We start from the raw sequence: 17,291 nt of genomic DNA on the forward strand, positions 1-17,291 counted from the left end.
GGAGAGCCGATGCGTACGCCGCGCCAGCCGTCCCAGCAGACCACGAATGGCCAGAACTGGTCGTTCATGGATGCTCGCCCTGCTGCGCAGGGTATGTACGACCCCCGCAACGAGCACGACGCCTGTGGCGTCGGCTTTGTGGCCACCCTCACCGGTGAGGCGAGCCATGCGCTGGTCGAGCAGGCGCTCACGGTGCTGCGCAACCTGGAGCACCGTGGGGCCACCGGCTCCGAGCCGGACTCCGGTGACGGCGCGGGCATCCTCGCCCAGGTGCCGGACGCCTTCTTCCGTGAGGTGGCCGGATTCGATCTACCACAGGCCGGTGGCTACGCCGTCGGTATCGCCTTCCTGCCGGAGGACGGCACCGACGAGGCCGTCTCACAGATCGAGACGGTCGCGGCCGACGAGGGCCTGACCGTCCTCGGCTGGCGCGAGGTCCCCGTCGCCCCCGAACTGCTCGGCGCCACCGCCCGCTCGACGATGCCCGCCTTCCGGCAGCTGTTCGTCACCGACGGCTCGTCGGAGGGCATCGCGCTCGACCGCAAGGCCTTCGTGCTGCGCAAGCGCGCCGAGCGCGAGGCCGGCGTCTACTTCCCGTCGCTGTCCGCGCGGACGATCGTCTACAAGGGCATGCTGACCACGGGCCAGCTGGAGCCCTTCTTCCCGGACCTGTCCGACCGCCGCTTCGCCTCCGCGATCGCGCTCGTGCACTCCCGGTTCTCCACGAACACGTTCCCGTCGTGGCCGCTGGCGCACCCGTACCGCTTCGTCGCGCACAACGGTGAGATCAACACCGTCATGGGCAACCGCAACTGGATGCGGGCCCGTGAGTCCCAGCTGTACTCCGAGCTGTTCGGCTCCCCGGAGAAGCTGGAGCGGATCTTCCCGATCTGCACCCCCGCCGCGTCCGACTCCGCGTCCTTCGACGAGGTGCTCGAACTGCTGCACCTCGGCGGCCGTTCGCTCCCGCACTCGGTGCTGATGATGATCCCCGAGGCGTGGGAGAACCACGACTCCATGGACCCGGCCCGGCGCGCCTTCTACCAGTTCCACTCCACGATGATGGAGCCCTGGGACGGCCCGGCCTGCGTCACCTTCACCGACGGCACCCAGGTCGGCGCCGTTCTCGACCGCAACGGCCTGCGCCCCGGCCGCTACTGGGTCACCGACGACGGCCTCGTCGTCCTCGGCTCCGAGGTCGGCGTCCTCGACATCGACCCCTCCAAGGTCGTCCGCAAGGGCCGCCTGCAGCCCGGCCGCATGTTCCTCGTCGACACCGCCGAGCACCGGATCATCGAGGACGACGAGATCAAGGCGACCCTCGCCGCCGAGCAGCCCTACGCCGACTGGCTGGACGCCGGCGAGATCGAGCTGGGCGACCTGCCCGAGCGCGAGCACATCGTGCACACCCACGCCTCGGTCACCCGCCGCCAGCAGACCTTCGGCTACACCGAGGAGGAGCTGCGCGTCATCCTGGCGCCGATGTCCAAGACCGGCGCCGAGCCGATCGGTTCGATGGGCACCGACTCGCCGATCGCGGCCCTCTCCGACCGCCCGCGGCTGCTCTTCGACTACTTCACCCAGCTGTTCGCGCAGGTCACCAACCCGCCGCTGGACGCCATCCGCGAGGAGCTGGTCACCTCGCTGCGCAGCTCCCTCGGCCCGCAGGGCAACCTGCTGGAGCCGACGGCCGCCTCCTGCCGCAGCGTCGTGCTGCCCTTCCCGGTGATCGACAACGACGAGCTGGCCAAGCTCATCCACATCAACGCCGACGGCGACATGCCCGGCATGAAGGCCGCCACGCTCTCCGGCCTCTACCGGGTCAGCGGCGGCGGTGACGCGCTCGCCGCGCGCATCGAGGAGATCTGCGCCGAGGCCGACGCCGCCATCGACAACGGCGCCCGCCTGATCGTGCTCTCCGACCGCCACTCGGACGCCGAGCACGCACCGATCCCGTCGCTGCTGCTCACCGCGGCCGTCCACCACCACCTCATCCGCACCAAGCAGCGCACCCACGTGGGTCTGCTGGTCGAGGCCGGTGACGTCCGCGAGGTCCACCACGTCGCCCTGCTCATCGGCTACGGCGCCGCCGCCGTGAACCCGTACCTGGCGATGGAGTCCGTCGAGGACCTCGTCCGCGCGGGCACCTTCCTCTCGGACATCGAGCCCGAGAAGGCCATCCGCAACCTGATCTACGCGCTCGGCAAGGGCGTCCTGAAGGTCATGTCCAAGATGGGCATCTCGACGGTCGCCTCCTACCGCGGCGCCCAGGTCTTCGAGGCCGTCGGTCTCGACGAGGCCTTCGTCGAGAAGTACTTCAACGGCACCGCCACCAAGATCGGCGGCGTCGGCATCGACGTCATCGCCAAGGAGGTCGCCGCCCGGCACGCCAAGGCGTACCCGGCGAGTGGCATCGCCCCGGCGCACCGAGCCCTCGAAATAGGCGGCGAGTACCAGTGGCGCCGCGAGGGCGAGCCGCACCTGTTCGACCCGGAGACGGTCTTCCGCCTCCAGCACTCCACGCGCACCGGCCGCTACGACATCTTCAAGAAGTACACCGAGCGTGTGAACGAGCAGTCCGAGCGCCTGATGACGCTGCGCGGCCTGTTCGGCTTCAAGTCCGACCGGCAGCCGATCTCCGTCGACGAGGTCGAGCCGGTCAGCGAGATCGTCAAGCGCTTCTCCACGGGGGCCATGTCGTACGGCTCGATCTCGCGCGAGGCGCACGAGACGCTCGCCATCGCCATGAACCAGCTGGGCGGCAAGTCCAACACCGGTGAGGGCGGCGAGGACCCGGAGCGTCTGTACGACCCCGCTCGCCGGTCGTCCATCAAGCAGGTGGCGTCGGGCCGCTTCGGCGTGACCTCCGAGTACCTGGTCAACTCGGACGACATCCAGATCAAGATGGCCCAGGGCGCCAAGCCCGGCGAGGGCGGCCAGCTGCCCGGCCACAAGGTGTACCCGTGGGTGGCGAAGACCCGGCACTCGACGCCGGGCGTGGGGCTCATCTCCCCGCCGCCGCACCACGACATCTACTCCATCGAGGACCTGGCCCAGCTGATCCACGACCTGAAGAACGCCAACCCCCAGGCGCGCATTCACGTCAAGCTGGTCTCCGAGGTCGGCGTCGGCACCGTCGCCGCGGGTGTGTCCAAGGCGCACGCGGACGTGGTGCTCATCTCCGGGCACGACGGTGGTACGGGTGCGTCCCCGCTGACGTCGCTGAAGCACGCCGGTGGCCCTTGGGAGCTCGGCCTCGCCGAGACCCAGCAGACGCTGCTGCTCAACGGCCTGCGCGACCGGATCGTCGTGCAGACCGACGGCCAGCTGAAGACCGGCCGTGACGTGGTCATTGCCGCGCTGCTGGGCGCCGAGGAGTTCGGTTTCGCGACCGCGCCGCTCGTCGTCTCCGGCTGCGTCATGATGCGCGTCTGCCACCTGGACACCTGCCCGGTCGGCATCGCCACCCAGAACCCGACGCTGCGCGACCGGTTCACCGGCAAGGCCGAGTTCGTCGTGAACTTCTTCCAGTTCATCGCCGAGGAGGTCCGCGAGATCCTCGCGGAGCTGGGCTTCCGCTCCATCGAGGAGGCCGTCGGCCACGCCGAGACCCTCGACGTCACCCGGGCCGTCGACCACTGGAAGGCGCAGGGCCTGGACCTGGAGCCGCTGTTCCACGTGCCCGAGCTGCCCGAGGGCGCGGTGCGCCACCAGGTCGTCGCGCAGGACCACGGCCTGGAGAAGGCGCTCGACAACGAGCTGATCAAGCTCGCCGCCGACGCGCTGAACGCCTCCTCCGTGGAGGACGCCCAGCCGGTGCGCGCCCAGGTCGCCATCCGCAACATCAACCGCACGGTCGGCACCATGCTCGGCCACGAGGTGACGAAGAAGTTCGGCGGCGCGGGTCTGCCCGACGACACCATCGACATCACCTTCACCGGCTCCGCCGGCCAGTCCTTCGGCGCCTTCGTGCCGCGCGGCGTCACGCTGCGCCTGGAGGGCGACGCCAACGACTACGTCGGCAAGGGCCTGTCGGGCGGCCGTGTGATCGTCCGCCCGGACCGGAACGCGGACCACCTCGCCGAGTACAGCGTCATCGCGGGCAACACCCTCGCGTACGGCGCGACCGGCGGCGAGATGTTCCTGCGCGGCAAGGTCGGCGAGCGCTTCTGCGTCCGCAACTCCGGCGCGCTGGTCGTCTCCGAGGGCGTGGGCGACCACGGCTGCGAGTACATGACCGGCGGTCAGGCGGTGGTGCTCGGCGAGACGGGCCGCAACTTCGCGGCCGGTATGTCGGGCGGTGTCGCGTACGTCGTCGACCTGGACCGCGACAACGTCAACGTCGGCAACCTCAACGCGGTCGAGGCGCTCGACGACACCGACAAGCAGTGGCTGCACGACGTGGTCCGCCGCCACCAGGAGGAGACCGGTTCCACGGTCGCCGAGAAGCTCCTGGCCGAGTGGGACACGGCGGTCGAGCGCTTCAGCAAGATCATCCCCAGCACGTACAAGGCAGTGCTCGCCGCCAAGGACGCCGCCGAGCGAGCCGGTCTCTCCGAGTCCGAGACCCACGAGAAGATGATGGAGGCGGCGATCAATGGCTGACCCGAAGGGCTTTCTGAACCACGGCCGCGAGGTCGCCAAGTCCCGCCCGGTCGAGGAGCGCGTCAAGGACTGGAACGAGGTCTACGTCCCCGGCTCCCTGCTGCCGATCATCAGCAAGCAGGCCAGCCGCTGCATGGACTGCGGTATCCCGTTCTGCCACAACGGCTGCCCGCTGGGGAACCTGATCCCCGAGTGGAACGACTACGCCTACCGCGAGGACTGGGGCGCCGCGTCGGAGCGCCTGCACGCCACGAACAACTTCCCGGAGTTCACGGGCCGCCTGTGCCCCGCTCCGTGCGAGTCGGCGTGTGTGCTCGGCATCAACCAGCCGCCGGTCACCATCAAGAACGTCGAGGTCTCGATCATCGACAAGGCGTGGGAGACCGGGGACGTCGCCCCGCAGATCCCGGAGCGCCTGTCCGGCAAGACGGTCGCGGTCATCGGCTCGGGCCCGGCGGGTCTGGCCGCCGCCCAGCAGCTGACCCGCGCCGGCCACACGGTCGCCGTCTACGAGCGCGCGGACCGCGTCGGAGGCCTCCTCCGGTACGGCATCCCCGAGTTCAAGATGGAGAAGCGGCACATCAACCGCCGTATCGAGCAGATGCGCGCGGAGGGCACCCGCTTCCGCACCGGCATCGAGATCGGCCGCGACCTCAAGGCGACCGACCTGAAGAAGCGGTACGACGCGATCGTCATCGCCGCCGGCGCCACCACGGCCCGTGACCTCCCGGTCCCCGGCCGCGAGCTCAAGGGCATCTACCAGGCCATGGAGTACCTGCCCCTGGCCAACAAGGTGCAGGAGGGCGACTACGTCTCCCCGCCGATCTCGGCCGAGGGCAAGCACGTCGTCGTCATCGGCGGCGGCGACACCGGCGCCGACTGCGTGGGCACCGCCCACCGCCAGGGCGCGGCCTCCGTCACGCAGCTGGAGATCATGCCGAGGCCGGGCGAGGACCGTGCCGCGCACCAGCCGTGGCCGACCTTCCCGATGCTGTACAAGGTCACCTCCGCGCACGAGGAGGGCGGCGAGCGGGTCTACTCCGTCTCGACGACCCACTTCGAGGGCGACGAGGACGGCAACGTGCAGTGGCTGCACCTCACCGAGGTGGAGTTCGTCGAGGGCAAGCTGACCCCGAAGCCGGGCACCGAGCGCAAGATCCCGGCCCAGCTGGTCACCCTCGCCATGGGCTTCACCGGCACCGACCGCGAGAACGGCCTGGTCGACCAGTTCGGCCTGGACCTCGACGAGCGCGGCAACATCGCCCGCGACGCCGACTTCCAGACCAACGTGCCGGGCGTGTTCGTGGCGGGTGACGCGGGCCGTGGCCAGTCGCTGATCGTGTGGGCGATCGCGGAGGGCCGCTCGGCCGCCCGCGGCGTCGACCGCTTCCTCACGGGAGCCAGCGACCTGCCGGCCCCGATCCGTCCGACGGACCGCGCGCTGATGGTCTGATCCGACTCAACAAGCGTCCCGTACAAAGGCGTACGGAACACCAGGTGGCGCCTGCCCGACCAGTCCCCGACCGGACCGACTGGGCAGGCGCCGCCGTTTGGTCTCAGGCCAGTGCCGTGACCTTGCCGAGCGCGAGGGCCACCAGCAGCGCGAGCAGCGCCACGCACGCCCCGGCCTGCACCAGTGTGCGCCGGCCGCGCGGCGCGTACGCCAGCGCCAGCGCCACCGCCCCGCCCGCCAGCAGCCCGCCCAGGTGCCCCTGCCAGGACGTGAGCCCTGCCGAGATCAGCAGCCACAGCAGCAGGCCCGCCATGAAGCGGTTGACGGCGTTCATGTCGGCGCCCAGGCGGCGGGCCATGACGTAGTACGCGGCGCCGAGGCCGAAGATCGCGCCGGAGGCGCCGACCGTGAGGGCGTCGGGGGCGAGCAGGAGGACCAGGACGGAGCCGCCGAGGGCGGACAGGAGGTAGAGGGAGACGTAGCGCACGCGGCCGAGTTGGTGCTCCACCACGCGGCCGAGGTTCCACAGTGCCGCCATGTTCATCACGATGTGCAGGATGCCGAACGTGCCCTCGGTGGGCGGGAGATGCAGGAACGCGCCGGTCAGCAGGCGGTACCACTCGCCGTCGACCAGGCCCTCCGGCTCGAAGCCCGCCGGGTACACCTCCTGCCACCGGTAGTGCCCGCCGTCCGGGCCGACCAGGCCGGCGCCCAGCATCCCGAGACGGTCCACGATCTCCGGGCGTACCAACTCGCCGACATAGGCGAGGACGTTCAGCGCGATCAGGGCATACGTCACGACCGGCACCGCCGACACCCGGCCGCCGACAACCGTGCGGGTCTGCCTGATCGACCTCGCGCCCTCCTTCACGCACTCGACGCACTGGTGGCCCACGGCCGCCTCGCGCATGCAGTCCGGGCAGATGTACCGGTCGCAGCGGGTGCAGCGGACGTAGGACTCCACCTTGGGGTGGCGGTAGCAGGTGGTGACGGTGGACTCGGGTTCCACGGCCGGCTCCTCGAAGGGGGTGGGCGGACGGTGAGCCGGTGGGGTCGGCGGCGAACAAAATAGCGAACGTCGGTGGACGGTGATCGCGGTGGGGCGGGAGTGTCAGTGGCTGGCGGGCGCCCGGGAGCGGGGAGCGCGCGGACCGGTCGAGACGTACGGACCGGCTGAGATCTTTCGCGAACCTTTGGCTCGAGCGCTCCACCGTGTCACCCTGAGGATGATCCGATCCGACGGGGGAGGGCGACGACTCATGAACGGCGCACGGTCGGTGAACACGGCCACCGGCAGGGGGAGTTCCCCGGGACGGGGCGAGAAGCTGGCCGACTGGGCCGACGGGCGGCTCGGGCTCTACTCGCTCGCCAAGGCCAACATGCGCAAGGTCTTCCCGGACCACTGGTCCTTCATGCTGGGCGAGGTCTGCCTCTACAGCTTCCTCGTGCTGATCCTCACCGGCGTCTACCTCACGCTGTTCTTCGAGCCGAGCAGCGTAGAGGTGGTCTACGACGGGTCGTACACACCGCTCAACGGCATCGTGATGACCCGGGCGTTCGAATCGACCCTGGAGATCAGCTTCGACGTGCGCGGCGGGCTGCTCATCCGGCAGATCCACCACTGGGCGGCGCTGGTCTTCGTCGCCGGCATGCTCGTGCACATGATGCGGGTGTTCTTCACCGGCGCCTACCGCAAGCCGCGCGAGATCAACTGGGTGTTCGGCTGGACCCTGCTGCTGCTCGGCGTCATCACCGGCCTCACCGGCTACTCGCTCCCCGACGACCTGCTCTCCGGCACCGGCCTGCGCTTCGCCCAGGGCGCCATCCTGTCCGTCCCGATCGTGGGCACGTATCTGGCGTTCTTCCTGTTCGGCGGGGAGTTCCCGGGCCACGACATCATCTCGCGGCTGTTCCCGATCCATGTCCTGTTGCTGCCCGGGATCATGCTGGGCCTGGTGGTGGCCCATCTGATCCTGGTCTTCTACCACAAGCACACCCAGTACCCCGGCCCCGGCCGCGACCAGAAGTCGGTCGTCGGCATGCCCTTCCTGCCGGTCTACATGGCCAAGGCCGGCGGCTTCTTCTTCCTGGTCTTCGGCGCGCTCGCGATGCTGGGCGGACTCGCGCAGATCAACCCCGTCTGGGCGTTCGGGCCGTACCGCGCCGACCTCGTCACCACCGGCGCCCAGCCCGACTGGTACCTCGGCTTCTCCGAGGGCCTGATCCGGGTGATGCCGGGATGGGAGATCGACCTCGGGGGCCACACCCTCGTCCTCGGTGTCTTCATCCCTTTCGCGCTCTTCCCGCTGATCCTGGCGGCCATCGGCGTCTATCCCTTCATAGAGGCCTGGATCACCGGGGACAAACGCGAGCACCACATATTGGACCGGCCGCGCAACGCCCCCGTCCGCACCGGCCTCGGCGTCGCCTGGCTCACCCTCTACGTGGTCTGCCTGATCGGCGGCGGCAACGACATCGTCGCCACCCATCTGCATCTGTCGATCAACGCCATCACCTGGTTCGTCAGGATCGCGTTCTTCGTCGCGCCGGTGCTGGCGTTCGTCGTCACCAAGCGGATATGCCTGGGCCTGCAACGCCGAGACCGCGAGAAGGTACTGCACGGCCGGGAGACCGGCACCATCAAACGCCTGCCGCACGGCAAGTACATCGAGGTCCACGAACCGCTCACCCAGGCCCAGCGGCACACCCTCACCCAGCACGAGCAGCCGCCGCCGTACGAGATCGGACCGCGCGTCGACGCCAACGGCGTCCGGCGCCGCGTCACCGTCTCCCAGCGGGTACGGGCGCGGCTGGCGCGGGCCATGTTGGGGCCCGACAGCCACATCCCGAAGCCGACCCCGGAGGAGTACCGGGAGATCACGCGCGGGCACTGAGGAGTACCGGGGATCACAGGCGGGCACTCAGGACCGCGTCCCGGCACTCGTCCGGACCGCCCCAGGCGCCGCGCAGGGCGCGGGCCTTGGTCAGCCACAGGGACAGGTCGTACTCCGCCGTGTAGCCGATCGCGCCGTGCAGTTGGAGCGCCGTACGGGCCGTAGTGTACGCCGCCTCGCACGCCGTGACCTTGGCGGCGGCCACGTCGGCGGCGCTCATGGTCAGCGCGGCACCGAAGAGCAGCGGGCGCGCGAACGCCAGGGCGATCCGAGCGTCGGCCAGCCGGTGCTTGACCGCCTGGAAGGACCCTGTGGGCACGCCGAACTGGGTGCGCTGCCGGACGTAGGCGACAGTCCGGTCGAGCAGGGCTTCTCCGAGGCCGAGGGCCTGCGCGGCGGTGGCCAGGCGCGCCCAGGTGAGGGCCTGGTCGGTGGGCGGGGTGGGGGAGAGGAGCTCGCCGCCGGGGAGGAGGGGGGTGAGGCGGCGGGCCGGGTCCAGGGAGGGGCGGGCGGGGGTCGCCGGGCCGGGGGACAGACGCAGGCCGTCGGCGGTGAGGGACAGGTGGGTGGTGGCCGCGTCGCCGTCGAGGGCGTACGGGGCGTCCGCCGACGCCAGCGTCGCCATGGTCCCGCCCGCCGCGAGGGACGGCAGGAAGCGCTTGGCGAGGGCCGGTTCCGTGAGCAGCGCGGCGGCCGTGACCGTCTCCACCAGCGGGCCCGGAACGGCATGTCGCCCCAACTCGACGAAGGCGACGGCCAGTTCGACCGGGCGGGCGCCCAGCCCGTCGTACTCCTCCGGTATCGCCAGCGCGAACACGCCCGCCTCGGCGATACGGGCCCACAGCGCGCGTCCGCCGCAGTGGTCGCCGCGGCTCCAGTCCCGGATGACGGCGGGCGTGTCGGCGGCGGTGAGCAGGGCGTCCAGGGACGCGGCGAAGGCGCGCTGTTCGGGGTCGAGGAGGAAGCGCATCAGCGGCGTCCCTTCGGCAGGCCCAGCAGGCGCTCGGCGATGATGTCGCGCTGGATCTCGTTGGTGCCGGCGTAGATCGGTCCGGCCAGGGCGAAGACGTACGGCTCGGACCACGCCGTGTCCGCCAGCTCACCCTCCGGGCCGAGGAGGTCGAGGGCGGTCTCGTGCAGCGCGATGTCGTACTCGGACCAGAACACCTTGTTCAGGCTCGACTCCGCGCCGAGCGGCTCCCCGTCGAGGAAGCGGGACGCGGCGGCGTAGGTGAAGAGCTGGTAGGCGCGGGCGCCGATGAGGGCGTCGGCGACTTTCCGGCGCAGGGCTTCGGGGCTTCCCTTCGCCCGCCAGAGCTCGTGCAGCCGATCGGCGGAGGCCAGGAAACGGCCGGGGGAGCGGAGCGTGAGGCCGCGTTCGCCGGCCGCTGTCGACATGGCGACACTCCAGCCCTGTCCTGGCTCCCCGACGATGTCCTCGTCGGGGACGAAGACGTCGTCCAGGAACAGCTCGGCGAAGGCCGGTTTGCCGTCCAGGCGGGCGATGGGGCGGACCGTGACGCCGGGGGCGCGCAGGTCGAACATCAGGTACGTCAGGCCCTGATGGGGCCTCGCGGTGTGCTGCTCGCTGCGGAACAGGCCGAAGGCGCGGTCGGCGAAGGGCGCGCGGGAGGACCAGGTCTTCTGGCCGGACAGCAGCCAGCCGCCGTCGGTGCGGACGGCTCTCGACGTCAGGGACGCGAGGTCCGAACCCGCCTCCGGCTCCGACCAGGCCTGCGCCCAGATGATGTGACCCGAGGCCATGGTCGGCAGGACGCGTGCCAGCTGCTCCTCGGTGCCGTGGGCGAAGAGGGTGGGCGCGAGGAGATGGATGCCGTTCTGGCTGACGCGGGCCGGGGCGGCGGCCGCGTAGTACTCCTCCTCGAAGATCAGCCACCGGACGAGCCCGCTGTCCCGGCCGCCGTACGCCGTCGGCCAGTCGACCACCGACCAGCGGTTCGCGGCCAGTTCGGCCTCCCACGCCCGGTGGGCGGCGAAGCCCTCCTCGGTCTCCAGGGAGGGGAGGGGAACGGACGGCACGTGCGCGTGCAGCCAGCTCCGGGCCTCGGCCCGGAAGGCGTCCTCTTCCTGCGTGAACGCGAGATCCATCGACGAACAGTCCTTCCCTAACAAGTGTTTGGTAGGTTAGCGTGACCCTATGACAGGCGTCGAGAGTCCGGCGTACGTGCCCGGGCACGGGCTGCTGAAAGGCCGCACCGCCGTCATCACGGCCGCGGCCGGGGCGGGGATCGGCGGGGCGACCGCGCGCCGGTTCCTTCAGGAGGGCGCGCGCGTGCTGATCAGCGACGCCCATGTGCGGCGGCTGAAGGAGTACGAGGCCGAGCTGGGGCGGGAGTTCGCCGGGGCGGTGACCGCCGTGCCCTGTGACGTCACGGACGAGGCCCAGGTACGGGAGCTGTTCGCGGCGGCCGTGCGGGAGCACGGGCGGCTGGACGTCGTCGTCAACAACGCGGGGCTCGGCGGGACCTGCGAGCTGGCCGACATGGCCGACGAGCAGTGGTTCCGGGTGGTCGACGTGACGCTGAACGGGACGTTCCGGTGTACGCGCGCGGCCCTGCGGCTGTTCCGCGAGGCGGGGCATGGAGGCGTGATCGTCAACAACGCGTCCGTCGTCGGCTGGCGGGCCCAGGCCGGGCAGGCGCACTACGCCGCCGCGAAGGCCGGCGTGATGGCGCTGACCAGGTGCGCGGCGATGGAGGCCGCCGAGTACGGGGTGCGGGTCAACGCGGTCGCGCCCAGCCTCGCCATGCACCCGCACCTGGCCAAGGTGACCACCCCCGAACTGCTCGCCGAGCTCACCGCGCGCGAGGCCTTCGGGCGGTACGCGGAGCCCTGGGAGGTGGCCAACGTGATCGTGTTCCTGGCCTCGGGCTACTCCTCCTATCTGACCGGAGAGGTCGTCTCCGTCAGCAGCCAACACCCGTAGGCCCACAATGGATGCCGTGCCGACCAAGAAGAACCCCCAGGTGACCGCCCCCGCACCGGCGCGCCGCCGTGAACTCCTGCGCACCGCCGCCGAGGTCTTCGCCGAGCAGGGGTACAACGCCACGACCGTCCGGACCATCGCCGACCACGCGGGCATGCTCGCGGGCAGCCTCTACTACCACTTCGACTCCAAGGAGTCGATGCTGGAGGAGATCCTGCGCACCTTCCTCGACGAGCTCTGGGACGGCTACGACGCCGTCCTGGACGCCGGGCTCGGGCCGAGAGAGACACTGGAGGCGCTGGTCACCGAGTCGTTCCGGGAGATCGACCGGCACCGCGCCGCCGTCGCGATCTACCAGAAGGAGTCCAGGCAGCTGGCTGCGCAGGAACGGTTCGCGTTCCTCGCCGAGTCGCAGCGCAGGTTCGAAAAGGCGTGGCTGTCCACGCTGGAACGCGGGGTCGCCGACCGGGCCTTCCGGGACGACCTCGACATCCGGCTCACGTACCGGTTCGTGCGGGACACCGTGTGGGTCGCCGCGTCCTGGTACCGGCCGGGCGGACAGCACAGCCCGGAGGAGATCGCCCGGCAGTACCTGTCGATGGTGCTGGACGGGATCGCCGTACGCACATAACTCGCAGAAGTCGCACACCTCGCTGGGGAGTCGTCATGGCCGAGGCCTACATCGTCGAAGCGGTCCGTACGCCCGTCGGGCGACGCGGGGGAGGACTCAGCGCGGTCCACCCGGCCGACCTGGGCGCGCATGTGCTCAGGGAACTCGTCTCGCGGGCCGGGGTGGATCCGGCGGCCGTCGAGGACGTCGTCTTCGGGTGTCTGGACGCGGTGGGGCCGCAGGCCGGTGACATCGCGCGGACCTGCTGGCTGGCGGCCGGGCTGCCCGAGGAGGTGCCGGGCGTGACCGTCGACCGGCAGTGCGGGTCCTCGCAGCAGGCCGTGCACTTCGCGGCGCAGGCCGTGCTGTCCGGGACGCAGGACCTGGTGGTCGCCGGGGGCGTGCAGAACATGTCGCAGATCCCGATCGCCTACGCCACCCGGCAGGCCGCCGAGCCGCTGGGCTTCACGCAGGGGCCGTTCGCGGGCAGCGAGGGCTGGCGGGCGCGATACGGGGACCGGCCGGTGAACCAGTTCGCCGGGGCCGAGATGATCGCCGCGAAGTGGGGGATCGGCCGGGTTGAGCAGGAGGAGTTCGCGCTGCGTTCGCACCAGCGGGCCGTGCGGGCGATCGACGAGGGCCGCTTCGCGCGCGAGACCGTGTCGTACGGGGACGTGACCGTCGACGAGGGGCCACGGCGGGACACCACGTTGGAGAAGATGGCCGCGCTGAAGCCGGTCATCGACGGCGGCACGGTCACGGCCGCCTGCTCGTCCCAGGTCTCCGACGGGGCGGCGGCACTGCTGCTGGCCTCGGAGCGGGCGGTGCGCGAGCACGGGCTGACGCCTCGGGCCCGCGTCCACCACCTCTCGGTGCGCGGCGAGGACCCGATCCGCATGCTGACCGCCCCGATCCCGGCCACCGCCCACGCCCTGAAGAAGACCGGCCTCACCCTCGACGACATCGACCTCGTCGAGATCAACGAGGCCTTCGCGCCGGTCGTCCTCGCCTGGCTGAAGGAGACCGGCGCCGACCCCGACAAGGTCAACGTCAACGGCGGCGCGATAGCCCTGGGACACCCGCTCGGCGCGACCGGCGCGAAGCTGATGACGACACTGCTGCACGAACTGGAGCGCACGGGCGGGCGGTTCGGGCTCCAGACGATGTGCGAGGGTGGGGGACAGGCCAACGTGACGATCATTGAGCGGGTCTGAGAGGGGGCGGAGCCTCTTCCGGGACGCGATCACTGGTCGGACCTGAGCGGCTCAAGCGACTTCAGCACCGCCTCCGCCTCCCCGACGATGCGCTGCACCAGTTCCGCGCACGACGGCAGATCCTCGATCACCCCGGCGACCTGACCGGACGCCATCACCCCGAGGTCCGTACGGCCCTGCACCATCGCCGATCTGAGCAGCATCGGCGTGTTCGCGGCCAGCAGGACCTGGCCCCAGGTCAGGTCCTTGCCGTGCTTCATGGCGAGGCCGTCCTGGAGCATACGGCGCCAGGTGAGGCCGGAGATCCTGCGGAAGCCGGCCGCTCGACGGACGGCCCGCAGGAGTCTGCCGGTCCGGCCGGATCTCTCCAGGGCGTCGACCAGTTCGGTACGCAGCATGCGGTGGGGCAGGCCGTCGATCGCCGTCGTGACCGTGACGTCCCTGACCGTCGCCGCCAGATACCTCGCCTTCACCGCGTCCGGCACCGTCGAGTCCGACGTCAGCAGGAACCGCGTCCCCATGGCGACCCCCGCCGCCCCGTACGCCAGCGCCGCGACCAGCCCCCGCCCGTCGAAGAAGCCGCCCGCCGCCACGACCGGGATGTCCACGGCATCCACCACCTGCGGCAACAACACCGTCGTCGCGACCTCGCCGGTGTGCCCGCCACCCTCACCGCCCTGCACGATCACCGCGTCCGCGCCCCACGCCGCGACCTTCTCGGCATGCCGCCGCGCCCCGACGGACGGGATGACGACGACGCCCGCCTCCTTGAGCGCGGCGATCAGGTCACGGGAGGGCGCGAGGGCGAAGGACGCGACCCGCACCCCCTCCTCGATCATGATCTGCACCCGGTCTGCCGCGTCCCCCGCGTCCGCGCGCAGGTTCACCCCGAACGGTGCCGTCGTCCGCGCCCCGACCTCCCGTATCGCCGCGCGCAACTGGTCGAGCGTCATCGTGGCCGACGCCAGGATGCCCAGCGCTCCCGCGTTCGCCGTCGCCGAGACCAGGCGGGGGCCCGCCACCCAGCCCATCCCGGTCTGCACGATCGGGTGCCGTACGCCGACCAGTCTGGTGAACGCCGTCTCCATCAGATCCGCACCTCCCGCTCCCGGGTGTTCGCCGGGTCGATCACCTCACGGACGAGGCGCAGTTCCTCGGGGGTCGGTGCACGGGTCTGCGGTACCTCGGCCGGGATCGTCAGCTCGAAGCCGGTCGCTTCCCTGACCTGCTCGACGGTCACCCCCGGATGCAGGGAGGCGACCCGCATGGAGCGGTCCGGCGTGGCGAAGTCGAAGACGCCGAGGTCCGAGACGACCCGGGCCAGATGGTGGAAGCGGGCCGTTTCCGGATGGCGGGCGGCACGGTCGTGGCCGACCCCGCACACCATGTCGACGCGCTCGACGAACACCCGCCGGGAGTGCCGGGGGATCCAGTAACTCGTCGGGTTGTTCAGCGTGTTGACCGGCGCCCCGCGCACGCCGAGCAGTTGCCTCGACGGCTTGGCCCAGTCGCCGACGCAGGCGATGTTCTGGTTGCCGTGCCGGTCGATCTGACTGGCGCCCATCATCACGTGCCGTCGGCCGCCGGTGACGAGGGTGAGGTGCCGGCGGTACGGCAGCCAGCCCTCGGCGTTGCCGTCGGCGTCCACCAGCGTCGCCTCGCCGTCGGTGAGCAGCAGGTCGGGGGCGAAGGTGTGCCGGGCGAGCCGGGCGCCGATGGAGGGGATCAGGCCCATGGGGCTCGCGAGGATCTCGCCTGCACCACGCCAGGCTTCGGCGCAGGCGAGCACGCAGTACTCGGCGCGGGTGGGTGGGGGCGTCGGGTTCATTTCCCCTCCTCGTGCCAGGCCCGGACGGCGGACCGGTATGCGTGCTCGTCCTCGCCGAGGAAGCGCTCGGCGAACCCCGGCCAGGGTGCGGTGGCGTAGTGCTTCTGGAAGGTCTCGTCCCGTGTGTAGTCCGGTGCGCAGGACGTGAAGTGGGCGCCGTTCGGGGCCTCGACGACCCCGGTCACCGTGTGCCGCGGGATGAGCAGCGTCTGCGGCGCCGCCTCCTTCGTCAGCTCGGCCGTGTCCACGATCCGCTCGCAGGAGACGTACGCCGTCTCGGCCGCCGCGCAGAACAGGTCGTCGAAGTACGGGTCGGGGCCCAGATACTGCCCGTTGCCCCGCCGGTCGGCGCGATTGACGTGGACCAGGGCCGCGTCGAGGCGCAGGGCGGGCATGGCGAGGAGCGTCTCCCCGTCGTCGTACGGCGACGTCACCGTGCGCAGGCCGGGGTTGACCCGCATGACGTCCGAGCCGATCCCGGTCCGTACCGGCAGGAAGGGCAGCCGGTTCGCGGCCGCGTGCAGTCCCCACAGGAACATCGCCTCGTCGATCTCCATCAGCTCCAGCGCCCCGCGCTCCCGGGCCGCGCGATAGTGCGGTTCGAGCGGGATGGAGTCGAGCGTGGCGAAGGCGGCGACCAGCTTCCGGATCCGGCCGGCGGCGGCCAGCATGCCGACGTCCGGGCCGCCGTACGACACGACGGTCAGATCGGTGATCTCGGACCGGAGCAGTGCTCTCACCAGTGCCATCGGTTTGCGGCGCGAGCCCCAGCCGCCGATGCCGAGCGTCATGCCGCTCTCCAGCCGGGAGACGACCTCCTGCGCGGTCATCGTCTTGTCGGTCACCGAGTCCCGTCCTTTCCGAAGGTGCTCCGCACCCGGTCCGCCACCCCGCTCACCTCGGCCTCGAAGGTGAACCCCTGCTCGAAGCGGTAGCTGCGGCGCACGTCGACGGGGTCGATACCGCTGATCGCCGCCTTCGCCAGGCGCAACAGCCGGCCGTCCTTGGCGGCGATCTCGCGAGCCAACTCCAGCGCCGCTCCGCCCAGTTCCTCGCCGCGTACCACCCGCCACACCGAGCCGTGCGCGTGCAGCTCGGCCGCGCTCGCCGTACGCGAGGTGTAGTACAGCGCGCGCATGAGGTGCTGGGGGACCAGGCGGGCCAGGTGCGTGGCGGCGCCGAGCGCCCCCCGGTCCAGCTCTGGCAGGCCGAAGGTGGCGTCCTCGCTCGCCACGATCGCGTCCGCGTTGCCGACGAGCCCGATGCCGCCGCCCAGACAGAAGCCCCGCACCGCCGCCACGACGGGAACCTCGCACTCGTACACCGCCGCGAACGCCTCCGCGCACGCCGAGTTGGCGCCCAGCAGGGCGCTCGGGCCCCCCGCCTGTATCTCCTTGATGTCCACGCCCGCGTTGAAGCCGCGCCCCTCGGCGGTCAGCACGACACAGCGCACGTCGGGGTCCCGTCCGGCCGCGCGCACGGCGTCGGCCAGGGCGTACCAGCCGTGCACCGGCAGCGCGTTGACCGGGGGGAAGTCGACCGTGACGACGGAAATCCCCTTTTCCGGGGACGAGGTGGAGACACCCATGGCCGCATCAACTACCTTTCCACCAAACATTTGTTAGGTGTTCGAGGCCTCGAAGCTAGCAGTCGCCGATTCAGCGCGGGAGCCCCTGTGGACAAAGCCGCCCTTGTGGATAACTCGCCGGACACCCCGCCTGACGACGCGCCTGACAACGC

Annotated in this window: 13 protein-coding genes; 6 read left to right on the top strand and 7 right to left on the bottom strand. The window is 71.0% G+C overall.

Annotated elements, in window-relative coordinates:
- Positions 1-9: 9 nt before the first annotated feature.
- Together gltB and I2W78_RS30650 are read left to right on the top strand one after the other, a co-directional pair.
- Complete coding sequence (gene gltB / locus I2W78_RS30645; protein WP_196463485.1) at positions 10-4,605, top strand: glutamate synthase large subunit; 4,596 nt, start codon at positions 10-12, stop codon at positions 4,603-4,605.
- On the top strand, positions 4,598-6,058 hold the full coding sequence (locus I2W78_RS30650) for a glutamate synthase subunit beta (protein ID WP_196463486.1): 1,461 nt from the start codon (positions 4,598-4,600) through the stop codon (positions 6,056-6,058). Before gltB ends, I2W78_RS30650 begins: the two co-directional genes overlap by 8 nt.
- Before the next feature lie 103 nt (positions 6,059-6,161).
- On the opposite strand, the gene I2W78_RS30655 is transcribed toward I2W78_RS30650, so the two are convergent.
- Positions 6,162-7,067: a rhomboid family intramembrane serine protease gene (locus I2W78_RS30655; protein ID WP_196463487.1), complete on the bottom strand. Its 906-nt coding sequence runs from the start codon at positions 7,065-7,067 to the stop codon at positions 6,162-6,164.
- Between the two features lie 250 nt (positions 7,068-7,317).
- Between I2W78_RS30655 and qcrB the strand changes: the two genes are divergently transcribed.
- The gene (qcrB, locus tag I2W78_RS30660) at positions 7,318-8,952 is read left to right on the top strand and encodes a cytochrome bc1 complex cytochrome b subunit (protein ID WP_196463488.1); all 1,635 of its coding nucleotides are present in this window, start codon (positions 7,318-7,320) and stop codon (positions 8,950-8,952) included.
- 13 nt (positions 8,953-8,965) lie between these two features.
- On the opposite strand, the gene I2W78_RS30665 is transcribed toward qcrB, so the two are convergent.
- Both I2W78_RS30665 and I2W78_RS30670 read right to left on the bottom strand, forming a co-directional pair.
- On the bottom strand, positions 8,966-9,922 hold the full coding sequence (locus I2W78_RS30665; protein WP_196463489.1) for an acyl-CoA dehydrogenase family protein: 957 nt from the start codon (positions 9,920-9,922) through the stop codon (positions 8,966-8,968).
- Entirely contained in the window at positions 9,922-11,061 is a 1,140-nt protein-coding gene (locus I2W78_RS30670) for an acyl-CoA dehydrogenase family protein (protein ID WP_196463490.1), read from the bottom strand. The genes I2W78_RS30665 and I2W78_RS30670 overlap by 1 nt, the downstream gene beginning before the upstream one ends.
- A gap of 49 nt (positions 11,062-11,110) precedes the next feature.
- Here I2W78_RS30670 and I2W78_RS30675 point away from each other — a divergent pair, with 49 nt between their 5' ends.
- The 3 genes from I2W78_RS30675 to I2W78_RS30685 are packed head-to-tail and all read left to right on the top strand — an operon-like array spanning position 11,111 to position 13,723.
- Positions 11,111-11,899: an SDR family oxidoreductase gene (locus I2W78_RS30675; RefSeq protein ID WP_196463491.1), complete on the top strand. Its 789-nt coding sequence runs from the start codon at positions 11,111-11,113 to the stop codon at positions 11,897-11,899.
- Positions 11,900-11,915: 16 nt separating this feature from the next.
- Positions 11,916-12,530 (top strand): TetR/AcrR family transcriptional regulator, encoded by a 615-nt coding sequence (locus I2W78_RS30680; protein ID WP_196463492.1) that lies wholly within the window; start codon positions 11,916-11,918, stop codon positions 12,528-12,530.
- Positions 12,531-12,565: 35 nt separating this feature from the next.
- Positions 12,566-13,723 carry an acetyl-CoA C-acetyltransferase gene (locus I2W78_RS30685; RefSeq protein ID WP_196463493.1) on the top strand — a complete coding sequence of 386 codons (1,158 nt, stop codon included), beginning with the start codon at positions 12,566-12,568 and terminating at the stop codon, positions 13,721-13,723.
- Positions 13,724-13,752: 29 nt separating this feature from the next.
- Here I2W78_RS30685 and I2W78_RS30690 read toward each other — a convergent pair whose 3' ends face one another.
- The 4 genes from I2W78_RS30690 to I2W78_RS30705 are packed head-to-tail and all read right to left on the bottom strand — an operon-like array spanning position 13,753 to position 17,139.
- The gene (locus tag I2W78_RS30690; protein WP_196463494.1) at positions 13,753-14,811 is read right to left on the bottom strand and encodes an NAD(P)H-dependent flavin oxidoreductase; all 1,059 of its coding nucleotides are present in this window, start codon (positions 14,809-14,811) and stop codon (positions 13,753-13,755) included.
- Positions 14,811-15,551, bottom strand: coding sequence for a CoA-transferase subunit beta (locus tag I2W78_RS30695; RefSeq protein WP_196463495.1), 741 nt, complete (start codon positions 15,549-15,551; stop codon positions 14,811-14,813). Before I2W78_RS30695 ends, I2W78_RS30690 begins: the two co-directional genes overlap by 1 nt.
- Positions 15,548-16,396 (bottom strand): CoA transferase subunit A, encoded by an 849-nt coding sequence (locus tag I2W78_RS30700; protein ID WP_196463496.1) that lies wholly within the window; start codon positions 16,394-16,396, stop codon positions 15,548-15,550. The genes I2W78_RS30695 and I2W78_RS30700 overlap by 4 nt, the downstream gene beginning before the upstream one ends.
- Positions 16,393-17,139 carry an enoyl-CoA hydratase family protein gene (locus I2W78_RS30705; protein ID WP_196463497.1) on the bottom strand — a complete coding sequence of 249 codons (747 nt, stop codon included), beginning with the start codon at positions 17,137-17,139 and terminating at the stop codon, positions 16,393-16,395. The genes I2W78_RS30700 and I2W78_RS30705 overlap by 4 nt, the downstream gene beginning before the upstream one ends.
- Positions 17,140-17,291 lie beyond the last annotated feature (152 nt).

Source organism: Streptomyces spinoverrucosus (assembly GCF_015712165.1).
In the GTDB taxonomy this organism is placed as follows: domain Bacteria; phylum Actinomycetota; class Actinomycetes; order Streptomycetales; family Streptomycetaceae; genus Streptomyces; species Streptomyces spinoverrucosus_A.